Here is a 23,627-nt window from a genome sequence, read left to right as displayed (position 1 = left end):
ACTAGCCGCCATTGGCTCTGATAGCGTTTCGAGACCAACTAGCCGCTGGAGCCCGCAGCTTTGACCGCAGTGCCCGACATCGAGTTTCGCGGGGTCACCAAACGCTACGGCAGCGTGATCGCGGTCAGCGGCATCGATCTTGCCATCCCGCCGTCTGCCTTTGTCGCGTTGCTCGGGCCGTCCGGCTGCGGCAAGACAACCTGTTTGCGCATGATCGGCGGTTTCGAACAGCCAAGCGAAGGTGTGGTATTCATCCGTGGCCGCGACATGGCCGGCACGCCGCCCTATCGGCGGCCGGTCAACATGGTGTTCCAGCAATATGCGTTGTTTCCGCATCTGGATGTGGCGGACAACGTCGCCTATGGCCTACGCCAGGCGCGGCCGCGCCTGTCGTCGCGGGAGATCAGCCTGAAGGCAGGCGAGGCGCTCGCCATGGTTCGGCTTGCCGGCTATGGACGCCGCAAGATCCATGAGCTTTCCGGCGGCCAGCAGCAGCGTGTCGCCCTGGCGCGGGCGCTGGTCAACAAGCCGGCGGTGCTGCTGCTCGACGAGCCCCTGGCGGCGCTCGACAAGAAGCTGCGCACCGACATGCAGATAGAGCTGCAGAACCTGCAGCGCGAGATCGGCATCACCTTCGTCCTGGTCACCCACGATCAGGAAGAGGCACTGTCGATGAGCGATTTCGTCTGCGTCATGAATGGCGGGCGCATCGTCCAGCTTGGGCAGCCGAGCGAAATCTACGACGAACCCGCCGACCTCTTCGTCGCCGATTTCGTCGGCAAGACCAATCTCTTGAGCGGCAAGGTCGTCGGGCTCTCGGGCAAGCTCGTCGAGGTAGCGCTTGCCGACGGCACCGTCATCGCCGCGCGCAAGCGCACTTCGCTAGCCCAGGGCGAAGCCGTCTCGGTCAGCCTTCGTCCTGAATCCTTAAGTCTCGGCGCGCCCGGAAGCGGCCGGCTGGACGGGCTTGTCCGCAACCGGATCTTTCTCGGTTCCACCGCGGAATATGCAATCGAGGTCCAAGGCATCGGGACACTGCTCGCCAAGGCCGATCATCTGGTTGGCGGTGGAAATCTCTTCAAGCCGGGTGAACCCGTCGCCGTCGGCTTTACAGCCGGAACGCCGCTGGCGTTTCCGGAGAATAACGGGACCAACCAGAGGGAAAACAAAAATGTCGAAATCGTATCGTGACGGACTGCCGATAAGCCCTGAAAAATTCGTCGACCAGTTGATGCGCCTCAAGCGCGGTTCCATCGGCCGCCGCGAGTTCCTTGGCCTCACCGGCCTAGGCATCGCAACGGCAGTAATGGCCCGCGAACTCGGCATCATGCCGTCGCCAGCCTTCGCCCAGGAGGGGCTTGGCGCCCGCATGTCGATTGCCACCTGGCCCAATTATCACGACCCGGCGACGTTCGAGAATTTCAAGGCCGAAACCGGCGTTGCCGTCGAGGTGAACGTGTTCGGGTCAAACGAGGAGATGCTGGCCAAGCTGCAGGCCGGCGCCTCGGGCTGGAGCCTTTTCGTTCCGACCAACTACACGATCTCGACTTACAAGAAGCTTGGCATCATCGAGGCGCTGGATTTGGCCAAGCTTGCCAATTATGACGGCTCGCAAGAAGACCCGCGCTTCACTGGGGAAGGCACGATCGATGGCGTGACCTACGCGGTGCCGAAGAATTGGGGCACCACCGGCTTTGCCGTCAACACCAAGAAACTGACCAAGCCGATGACGAGCTGGAAGGAATTCTGGGACACGGCCATGGCGGAGGGCGACGGCCGGACCATGGTTCATGATTACCAGCTGACCACGATCGGCAACGCGCTGAAATATTTCGGCTTCTCGTTCAACTCGCTGAAGCCGGACGAACTCGCCAAGGCGGAGGAATTGCTGCTGAAGGTCAAGCCGCATCTGTTCGCGGTCTCTAGCGACTACCAGCCGTCGATGCGTGCCGGCGACGCCTGGATGACGATGTGCTGGACCAATGACGGGGCGCAGCTCCACCGCGACATCCCCGAAATCGCCTACGTGCTTGGCAAGGAAGGCGGCGAGATCTGGACCGACTTCTACGCAATACCCAAGGATGCGCCGAACAAGCCTGCCGGCTATGCCTTGCTCAACTATTTGATGAACCCGAAAGTCGCGGTCAAGGAGCACCTGGCCAACGGTGCGCCTTCCACCGATGCGCGGGTCAATGCGCTGCTGCCCAAGGAGGTGCTGGACAATCCGATCCTCTATCCGGCGGCGGATCTGCTGAAGCCGCTCGAATTCGGTGCGGCTGCAACGCTAACCGATCCGGGTCGGGCCGAATTGATGGCACGCTTCAAGTCGGCTTGAACCGGGCAGGCCACAGGCTCGATGCAGGCAACTCCCCGGCGGACAGATGTCCGCCGGCACCGGGGCGGTTTTTTCAATGCGCAGCAATGTCCTCCGTCACAATCTCCTGACCGCCCTGCTGCTCGGTCCAGCAACGGCGTGGCTGGTGGTGTTTTTAGTTTTGCCGTTCGTGGCGATCGCCGTTTTCAGCGTCGGCGAGCGGGCGCCGGAAGGCGGCTATCAGGCCGCTGTCACCTTGGCGCAGTATGCCAATCTTCCGGCGCGGGCGACCGCCTTCTGGAACACCATGGTGCTGGCGCCGGCGGGCGCACTGGCCTGTCTTCTCGTTGCCTATCCGGTCGCCTATTACCTCGCTTTGCGCGCGCCGGAACGGTGGCGGCTGATCCTGCTGGCGCTTGTCGTCATCCCGTTCTGGACCAGCCTGCTGATGCGAACCTATGCCTGGATGTATGTGCTTGGCGGGCGCGGCATCCCAGCTCTGCTGGCGTATGTCGGGATGGAGGACGTGCGGCTGATCAACACGCCGGGAGCGGTTCTGCTCGGCATCGTCTATGGTTATCTGCCGCTGATGATCCTGCCGATCTATGTCAGCCTCGAGCGGCTCGACCGCCGGCTGCTGGAGGCCTCCGCCGATCTCGGCGCGACGCCGATTTCGACATTCCTCGGCGTGACGCTGCGGCTGTCGCTGCCAGGTGTGATGACCGGCTTCTCGCTGGTCATGATCCTGCTGCTCGGCGAATATCTGATCCCGACGCTACTCGGCGGCGGCAAGGTCTTCTTCATCGGCAACGCGCTGGTCGATCTGTTCCTGCAATCGCGCAACTGGCCATTTGGATCGGCAATCGCCATCACACTTGTGGCGGTTTCAGTGGTCGTGCTGCTTGCCGCGAACCGCATTTCGACCCGGCTTTCGGGTGCCCGCCGGGTGGATCTGATCTGATGCGTGCCTTCGTCGTTGCGGTCTTTGCCTTTCTCTACCTGCCGATCACGCTGGTGGTGCTGTTTTCGTTCAACGCCGGCCACCACGCCAGCGAGTTCACTGGCTTCTCGATGCAATGGTACGGCAAGGCCCTGGCAAACCCGTTCCTGGTCGAAGCGCTGAAGAACAGCCTGTTCATCGCCACGACCAGCGCCTTGCTGGCGGCGCTGTGCGGCACGGCCGCCGCGCTTGGCCTGGCGCGTGTCGGGGCCCGGACGCTGGCCGTCTTCGATGCCCTCCTGGGTGCTGCGATCGTCGTTCCTGGCGTCGTCATCGGCATCTCGACGCTGGTCGCGCTGGTCCAGCTATTCGGGGTGGTCAACCCGTTTGTCGCTTCGCTGTGGCCGAACGACCAGCCACCGCGCCTGGCGCTCGGCTATGGCTCGATCATCGCCGCGCACGGGCTGTTTTCGATGGCGCTGGTGGCGATGATTGTCAGCACGCGCCTCGGCAGCCTCGACCGCAATCTGGTCGAGGCCTCGAGCGATCTTTACGCCACCCCGCTGACGACGTTCCGCAGCATCGTGTTGCCGCAGATCATGCCGGCGGTGATCGCCGGCTTCCTGCTCGCCTTCACATTCTCCTTCGACGATTTCATTGTCGCTTTCTTCGTCGCCGGCGCACAGACGACATTGCCGATCTATGTCTTCGCCTCGATCCGGCGCGGGGTCACGCCGGAGATCAATGCCATCGCGACGATCGTGCTCGTCGCCTCCGTTCTGCTCGTGGTGCTTGCCCAATGGCAACTGCGCCAACGAAAACCATCACACTGAAAGACAAAAACATGATTCTGAGAGATCGCATCGCCGTGGTGACGGGTGCCGGGTCGGGGATCGGGCGTGCCGGCGCCATGATGATGGCCAGGGAAGGCGCGCTCGTGGTGATCGCCGACAGGGACCAGGCGGCGGGGGAAGCAACCGCTTCCGACATTCGTGCGGCCGGCGGTCGGGCCGAGGCCGTCGCCACCGACGTCGGCGAGGATGCGGCGGTCGAGCAGCTCATTGCGGGAACGCTGGGCCGGCATCGGCGGATCGACATCCTGCACAATCATGCCGGGATCCAGGTCGGCGGCACGCTGACCGAAGTCGGCGCCGACGGCATGGATGCCTCCTGGCAGATCAATGTGCGGGCGCAGTTCCTCGCGGCCAGGCTGGTCATGCCGTCGATGATCGCGCAAGGCGGCGGGGTGATCCTGAATACCGCCTCGAATTCGGGTGTGTTCTACGACCGCGAAATGATCGCCTACGCAACGTCAAAACATGCAGTGGTAGCGATGACCCGGCAGATGTCGCTCGACTATGCCAAACACAATGTCCGCATCAACGCGCTGTGCCCCGGCTGGGTCAATACGCCCTTCAACGAGCCGTTCATCGCGCAGATGGGCGGGCGGGCGGCGATCGAGAACTATGTCCGCACCAAGATTCCCATGCAGCGCTGGGCCAGCGCGGAGGAAATCGCCGAAGCGATCCTTTTCCTCGTCTCCGACCGCTCGTCCTTCATGACCGGTCAGGCGCTGGTTATCGACGGTGGAGAAAGCATCGGCTGATCCGCCGCTCCCGGCGGGCGGCAGCTGAAATTCTCTTTGGCCTAACGGCCGGCGGCGAGATGTGCTTTCGTCTCAAGGAGAATGCGGCCAACATGGCTGGGTCGGGAGCAGAAATCATCAGCGCAAACGGGAAGGCTGCATAATGGCCGAGGCCTATATCTGCGACTACATCCGCACGCCGATCGGACGCTTCGGCGGTTCGTTGTCGGCGGTCCGTGCCGACGATCTCGGCGCGATACCTCTGAGGGCGCTGGTCGAGCGTAATTCGGGCATCGACTGGGCCGCCATCGACGATGTCGTCTATGGCTGCGCCAACCAGGCCGGCGAGGACAATCGTAATGTGGCGCGCATGGCGCTGCTGCTGGCCGGCCTGCCCAAGGAGGTTTCGGGCTCGACCGTCAACCGTCTCTGCGGTTCGGGCATGGATGCGGTGATAATTGCTGCCCGCGCCATCAAGGCCGGCGAGGCGGAGCTGATGATATCAGGCGGCGTCGAATCGATGAGCCGCGCTCCGTTCGTGCTGCCCAAGGCAGAGACCGCCTTTTCGCGCAATGCCGAGATTTACGACACCACGATCGGCTGGCGCTTCATCAATCCGCTGATGAAGAAGCAATACGGCGTCGATTCGATGCCGGAGACCGGCGAGAACGTGGCGGAAGAGTTTGCCGTCTCCCGCGCGGACCAGGATGCGTTTGCCGCACGCAGCCAGGACAAGGCGGTGGCGGCGCAGGCCAATGGCCGGCTGGCAAAGGAGATCACGCCGGTGACGATTCCGCAGCGCAAGGGCGAGCCGGTCGTTGTCGACAGAGATGAGCATCCGCGCGCGGGTACGACCGTCGAAGGGCTGGCCAAATTGCCGACGCCGTTCAGGCAAGGCGGTACGGTCACGGCCGGCAATGCGTCGGGCGTCAATGACGGCGCGGCGGCGCTGATCGTCGCCTCGGAAGCAACCGTGAAAAAATACGGGTTAACGCCGATCGCCCGTATTCTCGGCGGTGCCAGCGCCGGCGTGGCGCCGCGCATCATGGGCATCGGCCCGGTGCCGGCCACGCAAAAGCTATGCGCCCGGCTCGGCCTGACGCCGCAACAGTTCGACGTTATCGAGCTCAATGAGGCCTTTGCCTCGCAAGGCATCGCCGTGCTACGCCAACTCGGCATTGCCGAGGATGCGGAGCACGTCAACCCGAATGGCGGCGCCATCGCGCTCGGTCATCCGCTCGGCATGTCCGGGGCGCGCATCACCGGCACGGCGGCATTGGAGCTGCGCGAACGCGGCGGCCGCTACGGCCTCGCCACCATGTGCATCGGCGTCGGCCAGGGCATTGCGGTGGCGCTGGAGAGATTGTGAGCAAGCGTCGATTTGCCGGGCCATTTAATGGCGCGTTCCGCCCACTCAAATTTGACCATGTGGACAAAAGCCGGGGACCGCTCCATAGTTCCTTCGCCGATATTCCGGAGAAGAGAGCCGGCTCGACACGGCGCCAATCAGAGGGGCATGCAATGGACAACGGGAAGAGCAGAATCCAATCGAAACGCGAAGGGCTTTCGCGCCGCAACGTGCTGGAGCTGGGCGCGCTCGGCCTGGCGGCGATGCTGCCGGGCAGCGCCTTTGCCAAGACCAAGAAGCTGAAAGTGGCGGCGATCTTCGCCACGCCGATCGAGGAGCCGTGGGACAACCAGATCCACGTTGCCCTGCAGAAGGCCGAGAAGGAACTCGGCATCGAATACAAATGGTCGGAGAAGGTGCAGACGGCCGATTTCAGCCGCGTCATGCGCGAATATGCGCAGGGCGGCTATGAGCTGGTGCTGGGCGATGCCTTCGCCGCCGAGCGCGAATCGCGCAGGACCGCCAAGCAGTTCCCGAAGACCGCCTTCCTGTTCGGCTCCGGCGCCGGGCCGGCCGAGCCGAATTTCGGCGTCTTCGACAACTGGATCCACGAGCCGGCCTATCTGTCCGGGATGATCGCCGGAAAGATGTCGAAGTCAGGCACGGTCGGCGCCGTCGCGGCGATGGGCATTCCGGAAGTGAACCGGCTGGTCAACGCTTTCTTTGCCGGCGCCAGGGAGGTCAATCCCAACATCAAGAAGAAGGTCGCCTTCATCGGCTCGTTCTTCGATCCGCCAAAAGCAAAGGAAGCGGCCGTCGCCCAGATCGATGCCGGCGTCGACGTCATCTATGCCGAGCGCTTCGGCGTCATCGAAGCGGCGGCGGAGAAGAAGATCCTCGCCATCTCCAACATGTCGGACCAGTCGAGCCTCGGCCCCGACACCGTGATCACCGGGCCGGTCTGGGACATGTATCCGACCGTCGAGCAGGCGATCAAGCTGGTCAAGGCCGGCGTGTTCACCGCGCAGGATTACGGCGATTTCTCGCGCATGGCCAAGGGCGGCTCCTACCTCGCGCCCTACCACAAGTTCGACAAGACGCTGCCGGCCGAGGTCAAGGAACTGGTCGAGAAGAAGAAGGCAGAGATCCTCGACGGCAATTTCCGCGTCGACGTCGATGAGAATACGCCGGTTTCGGACTAGCGCTCTGTCTTTTGGGGTTGGTGCTTGTCGCACCCCCCTATGGCCGGCCATCTCCCCCTCAAGGGGGGAGATTAGCAGCTTCGCCGACAGCGCCCTCCTCTTCAGCGTTGACGATTTGCGAAAGCAGAAGTGACATCCGATCTCCCCCTTGAGGGGGAGATGGCCGGCAGGCCAGAGGGGGGTGCAGCGCATCCCGGCCAAAGCCAAATCGTAAAGCCAATTCCGATCGGGAGCACCCTTGTCAACGCCTGCCCCTCTCATCGAAATGCGCGGCATCTCCAAGAGCTTTGGCGCCGTCAAGGCGAACGAGGCCGTCGATCTCAGCGTCGCGCCGGGTGAAATCCTCGGGCTGCTCGGCGAAAACGGCGCCGGCAAGACGACGCTGATGAACGTGCTGTTCGGCGCCTATGCGCCCGATGCCGGCGAGATCCTGGTGCAGGGCCGGTCGGTGGCGATCAACAGTTCGGCCGATGCGCTGGCCGCCGGCATCGGCATGGTGCACCAGCATTTTCATCTCGCACCGCGGCTTTCGGTGCTGGAGAACCTCTTGATCGGCATTCCCGGCAGATCGGGCCGGATCGACCGCGCCGGCGGGCTGGCGCGGCTCGCCGAGATCGGCCGCCAGCACGGGCTGACGCTCGACCCGGACCTCCCCGTCTCGGCGCTGTCGGTCGGCGAGCAACAGCGGCTCGAAATCGTCAAGGCGCTGTTTCGCGGCGCAAGGCTGCTGATCCTCGACGAGCCGACGGCGGTGTTGGCACCAACCGAGGTCGACGGGCTGTTTTCGGCGCTGCGCTCGATGGCGGCACAAGGGCTCGGCATCATCTTCATCTCGCATAAGCTCAACGAGGTGCGAGCGCTGACGCATCGCTGCGTCGTGCTCCGGCATGGGCGCGTTGCCGGCCGCGTCGATGCGCCGGCCAGCACCACGTCCTCGGAGATGGCGCGACTGATGTGCGGCCACGAGATCGTGCCTCCGGCCAGAGGACCGTCGATGCCCGGTGCGGCCGTGCTGACCCTCGACGGTATCTCGACATCTCATCATTCCGGCATGGCGCTGCGCGATGTTTCGCTGTCGGTTCGTGGCGGCGAGATCCTTGGCATCGCCGGCGTCTCCGGCAATGGCCAGCGCGCGCTTGCCGAGGTCATCTCCGGCGTGCGTGCGCCCGATGCCGGGAAGATGACCATAGCCGGCAAAACGGTTTCGCGGTTCTCGCCGAGCACAGTGCAGGCGCTCGGCCTCGGCCGCATCCCGGAAGACCGTATGACGACAGGGCTGGTCACCAATCTGCCGCTCGCCGATTCGATGGTGCTGCCGCGCATCGGCACGGCGGCGTTCAGCCGCAACGGCCTGCTCAAGCCGGATGCGATCCGCGCCTTCGCCGAGGCACAGATCAAAGCCTACGATATACGTTGCCCGGGGCCGATGACGCGCGCCGGGGCGCTTTCCGGCGGCAATCTGCAGAAGGCGCTTTTGGCGCGCGAACTCGCCTTCGATCCGAAGGTGCTGATCGTTTCGCAGCCGACTCGCGGCCTCGACATCGGCGCCGCGCGCTTCATCCACGAAAAATTCCTCGACATGCGCGCCAAGGGCTGCGGCATCGTCGTCATCAGCGAGGATCTGGAAGAGTTGCTGATGCTCTCGGATCGTATCGCGGTGATGTATGAGGGCCGCATCGTCGGCACGCTGAACAGCGCCGACGCCAGCATCGCCAGACTCGGGTTGATGATGACCGGAGCGGAGGGCCATGCCTGATGTTCCGTCTCGAGGCCCGCACCTCAACGCCCGCCTGGTTCAATCTGGCGCTGCCGCTGCTCGCCATCGGCGCGACGCTGATCCTGTGCAGCGGCCTCATTGCACTGGCTGGCGCCGGCGTCGTCGAGGCTTATGGCGTTATGTTTTCGGCGTCGCTGGGCGACAGCTACGCCGTCACCGAAACGCTGGTGCGTGCCACCCCGATGATCTTCACGGGACTTGCCGTGGCAGTCGCCTTCCGCGCCAAATTCTGGAATATCGGCGCCGAAGGGCAATTGCTGGCTGGTGCGGTGGCGAGCTGTGCCGTCGGTGCAATCCAGATGCCGGGGCCGCTCGCCATGCTGCTGATGGCGCTGGCGGGTGCCGCCGCCGGCGCGGCCGTCGCCCTGATCCCCGCCACGCTGCGGGTAAAATTCAGGGTCGATGACGTGGTCAGCTCGCTGCTGCTCAACTCGGTCATTTTCTACGCACTGATGGCGCTGATCGAAGGGCCATGGAAGGACAGTTTCAGCGGCTACCCGATCTCGCCGCCGATCGAGGATACGGCCAATTTTCCAGTGCTGCTCGAAGGCACGCGGCTGCATCTCGGGGTCGTCGCGGCGCTGGTCGCCGCACCGGTCATCTGGTTCGTGGTCGCGCGCACCACGCTCGGCTTCCGCATCAGGGTCACCGGCGAAAACCCCGAGGCGGCGCGCTATGGCGGCATCAATGTCGAGCGGGTGCTGATTTCGACGGCGCTGCTGTCTGGCGCATTGGCCGGCCTTGCGGGCGTCGGCGAGGTCGGCGGCGTGCATTTCCAGGTGATGAGCGACATCTCGCCGGGCTATGGCTATTCCGGCATCGTCGTCGCCATGCTGGCGAGGCTCAATCCGCTCGGCGTGGTGCCGGCGGCGATCTTCCTTGCCGCCGTCATGACCGGCGCCGAGGCGATGTCGCGGGCGACCGGCGTTCCGGCCTTCCTCAGCGATGTCATCCAGGGAACTGCGCTGCTCGCCATGCTGGTGGCGCTGCTGTTCACCGCCTATCGCATCCGTCGCGTGGGAATAGCCAAATGAGCGTGGTGCTGGAACAGATCTTCCAGGTCGGCTTCCTTGCCGCGATCATCCGCATCGCCACGCCGCTAGCCTTCGCGACGCTGGGCGAGATGTTCTCCGAGCGCGCCGGGGTGCTCAATCTCGGCATCGAAGGCATCATGCTTTTGTCGGCGATGACCGGCTTCACCGCGGCGAGCCTCAGCGGCAGCCTCTGGCTTGGCGTGCTAGCGGCGGTGCTGACCGGGGCGCTGATGGGCGCCGTGCACGCGCTGTTCACTGTAGCGCTCGGCCTCAGCCAGCATGTCTGCGGCATCGGCGTGACGCTGTTTAGCTCCGGCCTTGCCTATTTCCTCTACCGGCTGATCTTCGGCCAGCAATCGGTACCGCCGAACATCAAGGGATTCGAGACGCTGCCGATCCCGATCCTGTCCGGCATTCCGGTGCTTGGGCCGGCGGTGTTCAACCAGTTCTCGCTGGTCTACATGGCGATGCTGGCCATACCGCTGGCCGCCTTCGTGCTCTACCGCACGCCTTGGGGCCTGTCGGTGCGCATGGTCGGCGAAAACCCGCGTGCCGCCGATTCTGCCGGCGTCAGCGTCATTGCAACACGCTTCCAGGCGGTGATCCTCGGCGGTGCCTTGATGGGGTTGGCCGGTGCCTTCCTGTCGATGGCGCAATTCAACGCCTTCACCTTCGGCGTGGTTTCGGGGCGTGGCTGGGTGGCAATCGCGCTCGTCGTTTTCGGCCGCTGGGATCCGTGGCGATCGGCAGGCGCGGCACTGCTGTTTGCCTTCGTCGATGCCCTGCAGTTGCGCATGCAGGCGAGCGGGCTTGGCCATATCCCCTACGAGGCCTTCCTGATGCTGCCGTTCATCTTCACCATCGTCGCTATGGCGGTGATGTCGCGCAATGCGGTAGCCCCGTCGGCGCTGCTCAAGCCGTTCCGGCGCGAAGAGCGGTAGCGGCGCTTCGCCCTTCACATCGCGGTAAAGCCGTTATCGACGAACAGATGGGCGCCGTTGACGAAGCTGGCCTCGTCGCTGGCCAGGAACAGGGCTGCCTTCGCGACCTCTTCCGGCTCGCCAATCCGCCCTTGTTGCGCCGCCATTGCCGCGTCGGAGACATCGACGCCGAGTTTGTCGAGATCGGCGACCTCACGCAGGCCATGCGGTGTCCTGATGAAGCCTGGACAGACCGCATTGCAGCGGATGTTGCGGTCGCGGAACTCGACGGCGATGGCACGCGCGAACATATGGCAGGCGCCCTTGGTGGTGTCGTAAAGCACCTCCATCGGCGTCGCCGCCACCGCCGAGATCGACGAGGTGCAGACGATGGAACCGCCGCCGGCGGCGATCATGCCGGGCACCACGGCACGCGTCATCAGGAACATCGAACGCACATTGACGGCATGCAGCCAGTCCCATTCCTGCAGCGTGGTCTCCAGGCAGGGTTTGATGACGAGGGTGCCGGCGTGGTTGAACAGAACCGTGACCGGGCCGAATTTTTCCGTCGCGCCCTTCACCGCCGCTTCGACCTGCGCCTCATCCGATACGTCGGCGACCCAGTGCTCGGCGACATGGCCGCGTTGCCTGATTGCCGCTGCGGTGGCGGCGGCTGCTTCGCCGTTGCGGTCGACGATCGCCACCTTGGCGCCCTCGGCCGCGAAAAGCTCCGAGGCCGCACCGCCCATTCCCGTCGCGCCGCCCGAAATGATGGCGACCTTGCCGGCCAGTCTTGTCCCCATGGTTTGCTCCCTGCAGCCTTGCCGTGACGTCGCGGCTTTCCGCTGAAGCGATGCTATCCCTCATCCATTGGATGGCCAAGAAGCCACAGACACATGGACCTGACGTTTCCTGCCGTCACCCCGGCATGCCGCAAAAGGCAGCGCTAAGCAATAAAAGCACTAATGTGTCTATTATTTGGAGAAAATTGTTCTAAGGATCGCGCGAAAATAGCACTCGACAAAGTCTACTGATTTTATAGATTAAGCGCCGAGACGGAGGTCGATATGTCCTATAGCCAGAACGCTCAGACTGCCCGCAAAGGCCAAAGGCTGGGTTCCGACCAGGTGTGGCGGCCGGCCTATGCCGGCGCTTTCGCCTATCTCGTCTTTGCCCTTGCGTTTGTATTCACCGGGGCAGTGGTACTGGGGCTGATCCCCTGATTGTCAAGGCTCTGATCATCGAGGCTTCCTCGGGATAGCGGCCTGCCGTTTGCAGAAATTCCGGAGTTGATGAACCGAATGCCGGTGCGCTTTTGCGCGCCCTGATTCCAACGTGATGGAGGAGATGGCAATGCCAATCGAGTTCACGCATGTTCCCGGTAAGATCCACGCCACCAACGCCAGCTTTTTCTACGACTTTGTCGAGACCGCGACGAAGCTGTCACTGATCGAGGATGCCGGATTCCGGAAGATCGTCATCGACGACCAGGCCGGGCTGCTGACCAATATGGACCTTGCCGCCCAGACGCTGGACCGGACCTCCTCCCTCGAGGTCGTGCTCACGCATTGGGCAGGCGTGATCGAACCAACCGTGGCGGCGCGGCAGCTCGCTGCCCTCGACGCGAGAAGCGGTGGCCGGCTGTCGCTCAGGATGCTCAGCGAGCCGCTGAGCGACGACGATGCCGAGGCACGTCCGGCCGGCCACACAGTGGTCTGGCAACGCATCGATGAATATCTGGTGCTGCTGAAGCGGTTGTGGTCGAACGACAGGCCGTTCGACCATGAAGGCACCTTTTACAGCATCAAAGGCGGCTATGTGCCGCGCAAGGGGCCGCATGGTGCCGATGTGACCATCCGCATGGGCGGACAGTCGGGCACGGCGCTCAGGGTCGCGGGCAGGCATGCGGATGTGTTCGAGCTGGCGCCGGGCTCGCTTGCAGAAATCCGCCAGTCAATGGAGCGCGTACGCGGCGCCGCCGCCGAACACGGCCGGGCCGGCAAGCTGCGTTTCGCGCTTCCCGTCCGAATCCGTACGGAAGACAAACCGGCCGCTTCCTGCCAGAAGGCGCTCGAACTTGCCGGGCCGCCGGCGCAGGTCGCGCTGTCGCTGCTTTCCTACGCCACTTTGGGGATCAAGGAGTTCATGATCGTCGGCATCGACAGGCCACGCGAGATTGCGACCGCCGGCCGCGAGGCGATCGCACTGCTGCGCAATTCGCTGGCACGGCGCGAGGCCGATGTCCCTCAGCCGGGGGCGTTTGCGTCACGCGCGACACAGGGAGCACGCGCCGGCTGCTGAAGAGCCACCGTCGTCCCGCGCCTTGGTGACGGGTCTACCACCATTCCGGGAAAGCCGCGTGAGCCGCCCTGGCCAGCGTCGGTATTTCCTGATCGGGAACGGAGCTGTAGGGCCAGAGCAGTCGCGGGCCGAGCGGCGCCCAGCCGCCGGCCGCCGCCATCGCCTTATCGAGTGCTGCATCACCGACATTGTAACGGGTGCGAAACGGTAGGACATGTGCGGCGAGGAAGGCCTGTATGCGGGCCTCGACCTCGGCAGCGGCGGCCATGTCGGTGCGGATTATCTGCCACCACATCATCGCGCCCTTCGGGTTGAGGCAGGCAACGTTGGAATAGCTGCCATGGGCCCCTCCAGCATAGCCTGTTGCCAGCGTGTGGCCGGGGACGAAGACGGAAAATCCGTCCAGTTTGCGGCGCATGTCGGCATACCAGCCGGCGTCGCCGCCCGGCAGCTTGGCGCCGACCAGCGATGGCACGGCCGCACGCAGACTGGCGATGCCGTCGAGCGTCAGGTGGCGCTTGGCGTGCGGCGGATTGTAGAGCACCAGCGGCGTTTCAGGCGCGGCGTCGCACAGGCCGCCGGCAAAGCGCATGACCTCGTCGTCGCTGGGCGGCCACCAGTCGGGCAGCGTGAACTGCACCGCCGCCGGGCGAAGTCCGGCGACCCGCGTCAGTCGCTCCAGCGCGACGCGCGGATTGGACTGGCTGATGCCGATCTGGAAAGGAAGGCGCGCGCGGCCGGCTATGGTTGCGACCAACTCACAAAGCCGGTCGAATTCGGGCTCGGTCTGGCAATGGAATTCGCAGGCCGTGCCATTGGAATAGACGCCGTCGACGCCTGAGGCGCAGAGTCGGGCGATCGTCTCTTCCGTCGCCTGCCAGTCGATCGCTCCGCGATCGTCGATGGCCAGCATCACCGCGCCCCAGATGCCGCGCGGTGCGTGTGCGGGCAAGCGGGCCAGATGGTCGTCGAGGTCAGCGTCCACCGGCGATCTCGTGTTCGCGGCGGGTTTCGTTCGACGCGAAGGCAGCCTCGATAATAGCGATGATCTTGCGCGCATAGATGCCGTCGACCGGCACAGGCGTGTCATCGGCAATGGCATCGCGCATTGCGTTCCATTCGCGCACCAGCGCGTTATGCATCCAGTTCGGCTCAAAGGAACCGGGCAGCTCGGTCCAGACCGTCTCGCGGCCAAGCATGGTGCCGCGGTCCATGTCGATGCGCAGCGTTCCCCGCTCGCAGACCAGATCCATGGCATAGGTGGTGGCGCCGGTGCGATAGCCGACGCTCTGCACCTGGCCGATGCCGCCGCCGGCGAAGCGCAATCCGAGCAGAGCGCTGTCGTCTGCTTCCTGGTCATGGAACTTGGCGCCGAGCATGCCGCTCACCGACACGACATCGTCATCCATCAGCCAGACCAGGCGATCGACCGCGTGGATGCCGGCCGTCAACAGCATGCCGCCGCCGGTCGCCTTGCGCAGATGCCAGTCGCGGCGATTGTGCTCCATCCACAGCTTGATGATCCAGCTCGATCCGGCGAGCGGCCGGCCGAGCGCTCCTTCCTCCAGAATTTGCCTGGCCGCCATGCAGGGCAGGGCGAAATGCATAAGGTGGGCGACCATCAGCTTGACGCCGCTATCGGCCACGGCGGCGTTGATCGCATCGCAGGCGGCCACCGTCGGCGCCATCGGTTTTTCGAGCAGGATATGCTTGCCGGCCTTTGCCGCGCCGATGGCCATTTCGGCATGGAGATGGTGCGGGCTGGCAATGAGGACCGCATCCACCTCCTTGTCGTCCAGCAGCTTGCGCCAATCAGTGTAGCCGCGGCCGCCATATTCGGCGGTGAATCGCTCCAACGCATCGGTATTTCCCCGGCAGGACGCGACGAGGCGAATATTTCCAACCTCGCGGATTGCCCGCGCATGGGCTGCGCCGAAATCGCCGGCGCCGATAATTCCTATTCCAATCATGGTCCTGCCTTTTGATAAGCGGCGTCGATCAGCGACATCGCCGCAACATAATCTTCGATGGACACCGGCGGAGGCGCCTTTCTGGCCAGCCGGTCAAGCGTATCGCGCATGAACAGACGATAGCGCGTTGCCGGCAGTTCGACCGGCAAGTCGACGATTGCCGCGTCGTCGAGCGTTGCGCAGATAACATGGTCGCCATGATCGATGAGGGTGGCATTGGCACTGACGATGCGCCACTCGAAGTCACCGCCGGGGCGCATCGAAGCAAAGGTGTAACCGGCCTCGACGATGAACAGCGCGCCGGCCTCGTCTTCCAGCACCAGAAGTGCGTGATCCTCGACCGGGCCGGGATGGATGCGGTTCGCGATCGAAACGCTTTTCAGGCCGAGCTTGCCGGTTGCGAGGCTGAGTGCCGCGTCGACGCCGTGTATGCCGAGATTCCTCAACGCACCCCCGCCACCAACCGCCGGGTCGAGCACCCAGGCGACACCGTCGGCGATGTAGCGTTGCGGCGGGCCGTTGACCAGCCGGAACTGGCAATGCGCCACGGGGCCGGCGCGACCTTGCCGGCGCAGCCGTTCAAGGCCGGCAACGGCCGGCCCGAAACGGTTGGGCAGGGGAACAGCGACAAAAGCCTGGTGCTGCCTGGCAAGGTCGCGCAGCGCCATCAGTTCCCTCGTATGGCTGGCCGCCGGCTTCTCCAGGATCAGCGGTATCCTTGCCGCGATGATCGCACGTGCCCGCGCCGGCACCATCGAAGGGTGCCCCATCAACAGGATCACATCCGGCGGGCTGGAGAGTATCTCCTTGAAATCTTCGATAAACGGCAGGTCGTGATGCGCGGCGAACGCTTGCGCTTGGCCAGGATCCTCGTCCCAGATACCGGTGATCTCCGTGCCGTAAAAGCGTGCGGCGTCGAGGTGTATTTCGGCGTGCCAGTGGCTCGAGCCGGCGAGGGTAATCTTCATTCGGAGGCAGCAGGTTTGTTATGGGCTTGCAGGATATCCTACAAGTGGCTATACGACAAGCAGCGGGCAAGCTTCAGCGGATGATGAAGGCAGTGGGATGGCGGAACTGAAGTCGATCGAACCGTTGAGCAGACCGCCGCTGCTTCACGTCACCGTGCAGGAAAGCCTCAGGGCCTATATCGAAAGCAACCAGCTCAAGGCAGGCGATCCCCTGCCGCCGGAGACGTTCCTGGCGCAGCGGCTCGGCGTCGGCCGCAACTCCGTGCGGGAAGCCATCAAGGCGCTGGAATCGATCGGCATCCTGGAGACACGACGCGGCATCGGCGTGTTCGTCAAGGAGTTCTCGTTCAAGCCGCTGCTGGATAACCTGGCCTACGGTTTGCAGGATTCGCTGCGCGATGTCGAAGAGCTGCGCGAAATCCGTCGCGTGCTGGAAACCGGCCTCATCGCCAAGACGATCGAGATGATCAGTGCCGAGGACATCGAGGCGCTGCGCCAGTTGACCGAGCGCATGCGGCAACGTGCCGAGCGCCATGAGAGCTTCGCCGAAGAGGACCAGCAATTCCATCAGCTGCTGTTCCGCTGCCAGAACAATCACATGCTGAGCGCGCTGATCGACATCTTCTGGACGGCGTTCAACAAGGCCTCGAATTTCACCAATCTCGATAATCCGACGCCGCTGGCGACATGGCGCGACCATCACGAGATCGTCGAGGCTGTCGCCGCCAAGGACGTCGACCAGGCGCGTCGGCGACTCGACGACCATTACCGGGGGATCCAGCAGGTTATCGCAAAAAACCGAACAAGCTGAAGAACAACCTGACTATGCCAAGGGAGGAAACCATGCGTATCAGGACCATCGCATTCTCAGTCGCCGGGCTGCTGCTCGCCAGCATTGCCCCATTGACCAGTGTCCAGGCACAAAGCGCCAAGACCATTGCGGGCGGCTTCGACGTCGGCCCCGGCGGTTTTCCCAAGAACTTCAACCCGCTGGTGGCGACCGGCGGCTACACCTGGCTCAGCACCTATTTTGAACCGCTGGTCATCTACAATGCCGGGCTGGCCGATATCGAAGGCGACCTCGCCAAGGACTACAAGATCAGCGACGACCAGCTGAGCTATACGTTCAACCTGGTCAACGAGACCTGGCATGACGGCAAACCGTTCACCTCGAAGGACGTCAAGTTCACCCTCGAGCTTGCCAAGAACAAGGCCTCCGGCAGCCTGTTTGCCGCCCGCCTCGCCAACATCGCCTCGGTCGATGCCCCGGATGACCACACCGCAGTGGTGAAGCTATCGAAACCGAACGGCTCGTTTCTATCCATCCTCTCGCAGCTGATGATCCTGCCGGAGCATGCCCTGGCCGCTCTGCCGCCGGAATCGCTGGCGACAAGCACCTGGTGGTCGACCACACCGGTCGGCACCGGCCCGTTCAAGTTCAAGCGCTACGTGACCGACCAATATGTCGAACTGGCAGCCGATGACGATTATCGCGGCGGCAAGCCGAAGGTAGACGTGCTCATCAACCGCTATTTCGAGTCGCCGGCGGCGGCCGTTGCCGCACTCCGTGCCGGCGAAATCCAGTTCACCTATGTCGAGCCCGACGATGCGGCATCGTTCAAGAGCGACAGCAATTTCAAGGTGATCGAAGGTGCCTCGTACGTGGTCAACTATATCGGCCTGAACCAGAAGGTCGACCTGTTTAGGGATATCCGTGTCCGCCAGGCGATCATGTACGCGATCGATCGCAACGCCATCATCGACAGCCTCTACGGCGGTGCCGCCGAGCCAGCCAATTGCGGCTATGTCGCGCCGCATCTCGTTCCCGCAGGCCTCGAACCCTATGCCTACGATCCGGCAAAGGCCAAGGCGCTGCTGAGCGAGGCCGGCTGGGACAAGATCAACGGCGACAAGCCGATCACCTTGCTGACCTATTACGGCTCGCCGCAAGCGGCCAATGTGATGGCCGCTGTCCAGTCGATGCTGGCCGAGGTCGGCATCAATGTGGTGCCGCGGGTCGTCGATACGCCGACCTACAACGGCATCGTCTACAAGCAAGGCACGCCGGACTGGAACGCCTTTCCGATGGTCTATGCCGGCCTGCAGAACGGCCCCAACCCGGCCGGCCTCAATCCCGGCCTCAACAAGTCGCAGATCCCGCCGGCAGGCTTCAACACCATGCGCATCGAGTTCGACGATCTGAGCACCGCATTGGACGCCGCGCTAGGCCAAACCGATCCGGCCAAGCTCGATCAATCCTGGCAGGGGGTCTGCAAGGTGATGAACAAGGAGCTACCCTGGGCGACGTTGTGGGTGGCCAACCGCTATGGCGTAGCCTCCAACAAGCTGCATGACTTCGTCTGGACGCCGGCGCCGGGCGGCGGCCCCTACGCAGCTCACCCCGAGCGCTGGGACATCCAGTAAGAAACCCGCAACCAAGCGAGCAGGCGGGACCACTTTGGCGCCGCCTGCCACCGCCACGGAAAGCCCATGTTGAGCTTCATCGCCCGCCGCAGCGCCACAGGATTGCTGATGCTGGTCGCGCTCAGCGTCCTCATCTTCATCCTGTTGCGGCTGGCGCCGGGCGATCCGATCGACGCCTATATCAACCCATCGGTCCCCATGTCGGCTTCCGACCTCGAGGGCCTGCGCGAACGGCTCGGGCTCGATCGGCCGCTTCCCGTGCAATATCTCGCCTGGCTGCGCGCGGCGCTGAGCGGTGACTTCGGCTATTCGATTCAGCGCAGCGGCGTTGCCGTGCTGCCACTGGTCATGGAACGCATCGGCCCGACGGCGCTGCTGATGGGTACGGGCCTGGCGATCGCCATCGTGCTCGGCATTTCCGCCGGCATTTTCAGCGCGGTGCGCCGTAACGAACCATCCGACATCGCGCTGTCGGTGCTGTCGTTTATCGGTATCTCCAGCCCGGCTTTTCTGACAGCGCTGCTCGGTCTCTATTTCTTCTCGGTGCTGCTGCGCTGGGCGCCGTCCGGCGGCATGCAGACCGCGGGTGCGCCGTTCTCGGCGACGGATGTGCTTGCGCACCTCGTCCTGCCCGCCTGCCTGCTGTCCGTCGGCCATGCCGCGCTGATCATGCGTTACATGCGCGCCTCGCTGCTGGAAGTGCTCAACCAGGATTACGTGCGGACGGCGCGTGCCAAGGGCGTGCGCGAGTTCTGGGTGATCATCAAGCATGCAACCCGCAATGCGCTCTTGCCGGTCATTACCTTGATCGGCTCGACTGTCGGCATCGCCATCGGCGGCGCCATCTTCCTGGAAAGCGTGTTCAACTGGCCGGGCATGGGACTGCTTCTGGTCAACGCCGTCGGCACCCGCGATTACCCGGTGATCATGGGCGCTACCCTGGTGATCGGCGTTTGCGTCATCCTGGTCAACCTCTTGACCGACGTCGTCTATGCCGTCGTCGACCCGCGCATTCAGGTGGCATGATGGCAATCACTGCGCCGGACCCAACGGTCGACCCGACAGCCGTGCCGCAAACCAAAGGCCCGCTTCGCCGCGCGTTCGACCGCTTTTTTGAAAACCGCGCGGCGCGTGCCGGGCTTTTGATCGTCATCCCGATCCTGCTGGCTGTTTCGACCTATCCTTTGTGGTGGCCGTTCGGTCCTAACACCATCGACCTCCGAGCAATGAACAAGGCGCCGTCGGCCATTCATTGGCTGGGCAGCGACGGCGTCGGGCGCGACGTCATGGCCCGGTTGCTGCAAGGCGGGCGGATCTCATTGCTGGTCGCCGTCTGCTCGGTCGCCATATCGACCGTCATCGGCTTCCTGGTCGGCGCCGTCGCCAGCTTTGGCGGGCGTCTTGTCGACGGCACGGTGATGCGCCTGGTCGACCTGGCGATGACGCTGCCGCCGGTGATCTTCCTGCTGGTGCTGGCTTCGATCGCCGGCACCGGTATCGCCCCGACCATCCTGGTGATCTCGCTGCTCTCCTGGCCGGTGCTGTCGCGCATGGTGCGCGCCCGGCTGCTCGAACTGCGCGAGCGCGATTTTGTCGTCGCTGCCCGCGGCATGGGGGCAGGGCTGCCGCATCTCTTGTTCCGGCACGGCCTGCCCAACTGCATCGATATCCTGGTCGTCTACGCCACCTTGCAGATCGCCAACGCCATCCTGCTCGAGGCCGGCCTGTCCTTCCTGGGCCTCGGCATCGCACCGCCCGAAGCCAGCTGGGGCAACATGCTCAATCTCGCCCGCTCCACCGTCGTGCTTGAAAATTACCCCTGGCAATGGATGTTTCCGGGCGCCGCACTGGTGCTCACCGTGCTCGCCATCAACTTCATCGGCGACGGCCTGCGCGACGCATTCGACCCTCGCTCCGATCTCAACTGACCTCAAAGGTTCATCAAAATGCCCCTGTTTACCGGCGTCGTGCCACCTGTCGTCACCCCGCTCAATGCCGATTTCAGCATCGACTTCCCGTCGTTCACCCGCACTATCGAGAACCTGCTCGACGGTGGTGTTCACGGGCTGTTCGTGCTCGGCTCGACCAGCGAGGTGGTCTTCCACGACGAGGCGGGCCGCAGGGCCATCCTCGAGCACGCGGTCAAGGTCAATAACGGCCGGGTTCCGATCTTCGCTGGGGTCATCGACCCGACTACCGACCGCGTCATCAACCACGCCCGGATCGCCAGATCGGCCGGCGCCGACGCCATCGTCGTCACCGCGCCGTTTTATACCCGCACCAGCCAGCCGGAGATCGGCGACCACTTCCGCTATATCAAGGATGCGATCGACATTCCGGTCATCGCCTACGATATCCCGGTCTGCGTTCACATCAAGCTGGAGCGCAAGACCACGGTCGGCCTCGCCAGGGAAGGCGCCATTGCGGGCATCAAGGATTCCAGCGGCGATGACGGCAATCTGCGTTACGTGCTCAAGGACATGGCCGACGACCCCGGCTTCTTCGGCATGACCGGCTCCGAGATACTGGTCGATAGCGTGCTGGCGATGGGTGCGCATGGCGTCGTGCCGGGGCTCGCCAATGTCGACCCGCATGGTTATGTCAGGCTGTGGAAGCTGACGCAGGCGGGCCAGCATGCCGAAGCCCGCCTGGAGCAGGAGCGGTTGTTGAAACTGTTCGAGATCGTCTGGATCTCGCTCGGCAGGACCAGCGCCGGCTCGGCCGGCGTCGGCGCCTTCAAGGCGGCGATGAAGAGCCTCGGCATCATCGCCTCGAACACCATGGCGCGGCCGCAGCGCAGCCTGAACGACGAGGAAACCGCAAAGATCGACATGATCCTTCGCGATGTGGGGCTGCTCCGCTGAGTGCCGCGCCGATCCTCTCGATTTCCGGCCTCCGCTCGGTGTTCCGCATTGCGGGGCGCGACATCGCGGCGGTAAGGGACGTCGACCTGACGATCGGCTCCGGCGAGACGGTGGCGCTCGTCGGCGAATCCGGGTCCGGCAAATCCGTCACCAGCCTGTCGATCATCGGCCTGTTGCCAAAGAGGGTCGGACATATCGCCGAGGGGTCGATCGCGCTGCGGCGCAAGAACGGCACGGTCACCGAGCTGACCAGCCTCGATGCCGAGTCGCTGCGCAAGATACGCGGCAATGAGATCGGCATGGTGTTCCAGGAGCCGATGACCAGCCTCAACCCGGTCTACACGATCGGCGAGCAGATCGCCGAACCGATCCGCATCCATCTCGGCAAATCGCACCGCGAGGCAGAAGCAGACGCGGTGCGGCTGCTGGAACAGGTCGGCATTCCCGATCCGAAGCGGCGGGCGCGGCAATATCCGCACGAACTTTCGGGCGGGATGCGCCAGCGCGCTACCATCGCCATGGCCCTGTCCTGCGATCCGGGCTTGCTGATCGCCGACGAGCCGACGACCGCGCTGGACGTCACCATACAGGCCCAGATTCTCGATCTTTTGGCCGAACTGCAGGTGCAGCGCGGCATGGGCATCCTGTTCGTCACCCACAATCTCGGCGTCGTCGCCGAAATCGCCGACCGGGTGGCGGTGATGTATGCCGGGCGTATCGTCGAAACAGGTCCGGTGAGCGAAGTGTTCGCCCGTCCGCGTCATCCCTATACGGCAGGGTTGATGCGCTCGGTGCCGCGGCTCGGCCAGGCCACGGCGCTGAAGGCGGCGGGAACGCCGCTGCCGACCATTGCCGGAAATGTTCCGTCGCTCGCCTTGCTGCCCAAGGGCTGTTCCTTCGCGCCGCGTTGCCCGATGGCTATCGCTGCCTGCCGCGCCGCGGTCCCGCCATTGTTTGGGGCGACGCCGACCCAGCAAAGCCGCTGCCTGCGCTGGGAGGAGCTCTGATGGCCGACGCCCCTTTCCTTTCGGTCAAAAACCTGACCAAGCATTTTGCGCCGACAGCGTTCTCGCGCGGACCCGTCGTAAGGGCGTTAGAGGATATTTCCTTCGATGTCAGGCGTGGCCAGGTGGTCGGCCTGGTCGGCGAATCCGGGTCCGGCAAGACGACGATCGGCCGCTCGGTGCTGCGTCTGATCGAGCCGACATCCGGCCAAATCAACTATGACGGCACCGACATCACCAGGCTGGGTGCCGCCCAGTTGCGCCGCCAGCGCCGCAAGATGCAGTATATTTTCCAGGATCCCTTCGCCAGCCTGTCGCCGCGCATGACGATAGGGCAGATCCTCACCGAAGGCCTGAACATTCAAGGCATCGGCAAGAAGTCCGAGCGGCGGGCGAAGGCCGAGACGGCACTTGCCGCGGTCGAGTTGCCGGTCGACGCCTATGACCGCTACGCCCATGAATTTTCGGGCGGCCAGCGCCAGCGCATCGGCATCGCCCGGGCGCTGACGCTCGAGCCGGAATTCATCGTTGCCGACGAGCCGGTCTCGGCACTCGACGTCTCGATCCAGGCGCAAATCATCAATCTGTTGCGCGACCTGCAGCTCCGGCTCGGGCTGACCATGCTGTTCATTTCGCACGATCTGGCTGTCGTCGAGTACATCTGCGACACGGTCATCGTGCTCTATCTAGGGCGCATCATGGAGGTTGCGCCGGCGGCCGAGCTTTATGCCCGGCCGCAGCATCCCTACACGCGCGCGCTGCTGTCAGCCATTCCGTCGCTCGATCCGCTGGCCAGGCAAGGCCGGCAGGTGCTCAAGGGCGATATTCCAAGCCCGGCAAACCCGCCGTCGGGCTGCGTTTTCCGAACCCGTTGCCCGTTCGCGCTGGAAGCTTGCGCCGGGGCTGTACCGCCGCTGAGGGCGACAGCCGAGGGCCATCTGAAGGCCTGCATCCGCGACGACATCGCTTAGGTTTT

The 23,627-nt window shown here is 64.1% G+C and carries 23 protein-coding genes; 19 read left to right on the top strand and 4 right to left on the bottom strand.

Annotated elements, in window-relative coordinates; translation table 11 throughout:
- Nucleotides 1-60 precede the first annotated feature (60 nt).
- The 10 genes from NKJ28_RS22075 (at nt 61) to NKJ28_RS22030 (ending at nt 11,141) form a co-directional block, all read left to right on the top strand.
- Nucleotides 61-1,191 carry an ABC transporter ATP-binding protein gene (locus tag NKJ28_RS22075; protein ID WP_352636948.1) on the top strand — a complete coding sequence of 377 codons (1,131 nt, stop codon included), beginning with the start codon at nt 61-63 and terminating at the stop codon, nt 1,189-1,191.
- A complete protein-coding gene (locus tag NKJ28_RS22070; protein ID WP_352636947.1) occupies nt 1,172-2,335 on the top strand; it encodes an ABC transporter substrate-binding protein in 1,164 nt (387 codons plus the stop codon). Before NKJ28_RS22075 ends, NKJ28_RS22070 begins: the two co-directional genes overlap by 20 nt.
- A gap of 76 nt (nt 2,336-2,411) precedes the next feature.
- Nucleotides 2,412-3,275, top strand: coding sequence for an ABC transporter permease (locus tag NKJ28_RS22065; protein WP_352636946.1), 864 nt, complete (start codon nt 2,412-2,414; stop codon nt 3,273-3,275).
- Nucleotides 3,275-4,087: an ABC transporter permease gene (locus NKJ28_RS22060; RefSeq protein ID WP_352636945.1), complete on the top strand. Its 813-nt coding sequence runs from the start codon at nt 3,275-3,277 to the stop codon at nt 4,085-4,087. The genes NKJ28_RS22065 and NKJ28_RS22060 overlap by 1 nt, the downstream gene beginning before the upstream one ends.
- An 11-nt stretch (nt 4,088-4,098) precedes the next feature.
- A complete protein-coding gene (locus NKJ28_RS22055) occupies nt 4,099-4,860 on the top strand; it encodes an SDR family NAD(P)-dependent oxidoreductase (protein ID WP_352636944.1) in 762 nt (253 codons plus the stop codon).
- 142 nt (nt 4,861-5,002) lie between these two features.
- The gene (gene pcaF / locus NKJ28_RS22050) at nt 5,003-6,208 is read left to right on the top strand and encodes a 3-oxoadipyl-CoA thiolase (RefSeq protein ID WP_352636943.1); all 1,206 of its coding nucleotides are present in this window, start codon (nt 5,003-5,005) and stop codon (nt 6,206-6,208) included.
- A 152-nt stretch (nt 6,209-6,360) separates the two neighbouring features.
- On the top strand, nt 6,361-7,389 hold the full coding sequence (locus NKJ28_RS22045; RefSeq protein WP_352636942.1) for a BMP family protein: 1,029 nt from the start codon (nt 6,361-6,363) through the stop codon (nt 7,387-7,389).
- A 265-nt stretch (nt 7,390-7,654) separates the two neighbouring features.
- Nucleotides 7,655-9,145 (top strand): ABC transporter ATP-binding protein, encoded by a 1,491-nt coding sequence (locus NKJ28_RS22040; RefSeq protein WP_502894526.1) that lies wholly within the window; start codon nt 7,655-7,657, stop codon nt 9,143-9,145.
- Nucleotides 9,145-10,200: an ABC transporter permease gene (locus NKJ28_RS22035; protein WP_352636941.1), complete on the top strand. Its 1,056-nt coding sequence runs from the start codon at nt 9,145-9,147 to the stop codon at nt 10,198-10,200. The genes NKJ28_RS22040 and NKJ28_RS22035 overlap by 1 nt, the downstream gene beginning before the upstream one ends.
- Nucleotides 10,197-11,141 carry an ABC transporter permease gene (locus NKJ28_RS22030; protein WP_352574549.1) on the top strand — a complete coding sequence of 315 codons (945 nt, stop codon included), beginning with the start codon at nt 10,197-10,199 and terminating at the stop codon, nt 11,139-11,141. The genes NKJ28_RS22035 and NKJ28_RS22030 overlap by 4 nt, the downstream gene beginning before the upstream one ends.
- Nucleotides 11,142-11,155: 14 nt before the next feature.
- Here NKJ28_RS22030 and NKJ28_RS22025 read toward each other — a convergent pair whose 3' ends face one another.
- The gene (locus NKJ28_RS22025; RefSeq protein WP_352636940.1) at nt 11,156-11,923 is read right to left on the bottom strand and encodes an SDR family NAD(P)-dependent oxidoreductase; all 768 of its coding nucleotides are present in this window, start codon (nt 11,921-11,923) and stop codon (nt 11,156-11,158) included.
- 264 nt (nt 11,924-12,187) lie between these two features.
- On the opposite strand from NKJ28_RS22025, the gene NKJ28_RS22020 reads away from it, so the two are divergent.
- Both NKJ28_RS22020 and NKJ28_RS22015 read left to right on the top strand, forming a co-directional pair.
- Nucleotides 12,188-12,343 (top strand): hypothetical protein, encoded by a 156-nt coding sequence (locus tag NKJ28_RS22020; RefSeq protein WP_023678176.1) that lies wholly within the window; start codon nt 12,188-12,190, stop codon nt 12,341-12,343.
- Between the two features lie 130 nt (nt 12,344-12,473).
- Complete coding sequence (locus NKJ28_RS22015; RefSeq protein ID WP_352636939.1) at nt 12,474-13,421, top strand: LLM class flavin-dependent oxidoreductase; 948 nt, start codon at nt 12,474-12,476, stop codon at nt 13,419-13,421.
- Nucleotides 13,422-13,455: 34 nt separating this feature from the next.
- Here NKJ28_RS22015 and NKJ28_RS22010 read toward each other — a convergent pair whose 3' ends face one another.
- From NKJ28_RS22010 to NKJ28_RS22000, 3 genes are read right to left on the bottom strand one after another with little or no spacing between them, the layout of a single operon-like run.
- Complete coding sequence (locus NKJ28_RS22010) at nt 13,456-14,406, bottom strand: dihydrodipicolinate synthase family protein (protein ID WP_352636938.1); 951 nt, start codon at nt 14,404-14,406, stop codon at nt 13,456-13,458.
- The gene (locus NKJ28_RS22005; protein WP_352569472.1) at nt 14,396-15,391 is read right to left on the bottom strand and encodes a Gfo/Idh/MocA family protein; all 996 of its coding nucleotides are present in this window, start codon (nt 15,389-15,391) and stop codon (nt 14,396-14,398) included. The genes NKJ28_RS22010 and NKJ28_RS22005 overlap by 11 nt, the downstream gene beginning before the upstream one ends.
- Entirely contained in the window at nt 15,388-16,359 is a 972-nt protein-coding gene (locus tag NKJ28_RS22000; RefSeq protein WP_031212079.1) for a Gfo/Idh/MocA family protein, read from the bottom strand. Before NKJ28_RS22000 ends, NKJ28_RS22005 begins: the two co-directional genes overlap by 4 nt.
- A gap of 97 nt (nt 16,360-16,456) precedes the next feature.
- On the opposite strand from NKJ28_RS22000, the gene NKJ28_RS21995 reads away from it, so the two are divergent.
- The 7 genes from NKJ28_RS21995 to NKJ28_RS21965 all read left to right on the top strand — a co-directional run bounded on the left by NKJ28_RS21995 (nt 16,457) and on the right by NKJ28_RS21965 (nt 23,622).
- Entirely contained in the window at nt 16,457-17,170 is a 714-nt protein-coding gene (locus NKJ28_RS21995; RefSeq protein WP_031212077.1) for a FadR/GntR family transcriptional regulator, read from the top strand.
- A 32-nt stretch (nt 17,171-17,202) separates the two neighbouring features.
- Nucleotides 17,203-18,783 carry an ABC transporter substrate-binding protein gene (locus NKJ28_RS21990; protein ID WP_023678170.1) on the top strand — a complete coding sequence of 527 codons (1,581 nt, stop codon included), beginning with the start codon at nt 17,203-17,205 and terminating at the stop codon, nt 18,781-18,783.
- 66 nt (nt 18,784-18,849) lie between these two features.
- Nucleotides 18,850-19,809, top strand: coding sequence for an ABC transporter permease (locus NKJ28_RS21985; RefSeq protein ID WP_023678169.1), 960 nt, complete (start codon nt 18,850-18,852; stop codon nt 19,807-19,809).
- Nucleotides 19,806-20,711 (top strand): ABC transporter permease, encoded by a 906-nt coding sequence (locus NKJ28_RS21980; protein ID WP_502897626.1) that lies wholly within the window; start codon nt 19,806-19,808, stop codon nt 20,709-20,711. The genes NKJ28_RS21985 and NKJ28_RS21980 overlap by 4 nt, the downstream gene beginning before the upstream one ends.
- 18 nt (nt 20,712-20,729) lie before the next feature.
- Nucleotides 20,730-21,647: a dihydrodipicolinate synthase family protein gene (locus tag NKJ28_RS21975; RefSeq protein WP_352636936.1), complete on the top strand. Its 918-nt coding sequence runs from the start codon at nt 20,730-20,732 to the stop codon at nt 21,645-21,647.
- A complete protein-coding gene (locus tag NKJ28_RS21970; protein WP_352636963.1) occupies nt 21,644-22,654 on the top strand; it encodes an ABC transporter ATP-binding protein in 1,011 nt (336 codons plus the stop codon). Before NKJ28_RS21975 ends, NKJ28_RS21970 begins: the two co-directional genes overlap by 4 nt.
- Nucleotides 22,654-23,622: an ABC transporter ATP-binding protein gene (locus tag NKJ28_RS21965; protein ID WP_352636935.1), complete on the top strand. Its 969-nt coding sequence runs from the start codon at nt 22,654-22,656 to the stop codon at nt 23,620-23,622. Before NKJ28_RS21970 ends, NKJ28_RS21965 begins: the two co-directional genes overlap by 1 nt.
- Nucleotides 23,623-23,627 lie beyond the last annotated feature (5 nt).

The sequence above is a fragment of the Mesorhizobium sp. M0145 genome, from assembly GCF_040322355.1.
Classification (GTDB): domain Bacteria; phylum Pseudomonadota; class Alphaproteobacteria; order Rhizobiales; family Rhizobiaceae; genus Mesorhizobium.
This window is presented reverse-complemented; position numbering and strand designations above follow the sequence as displayed.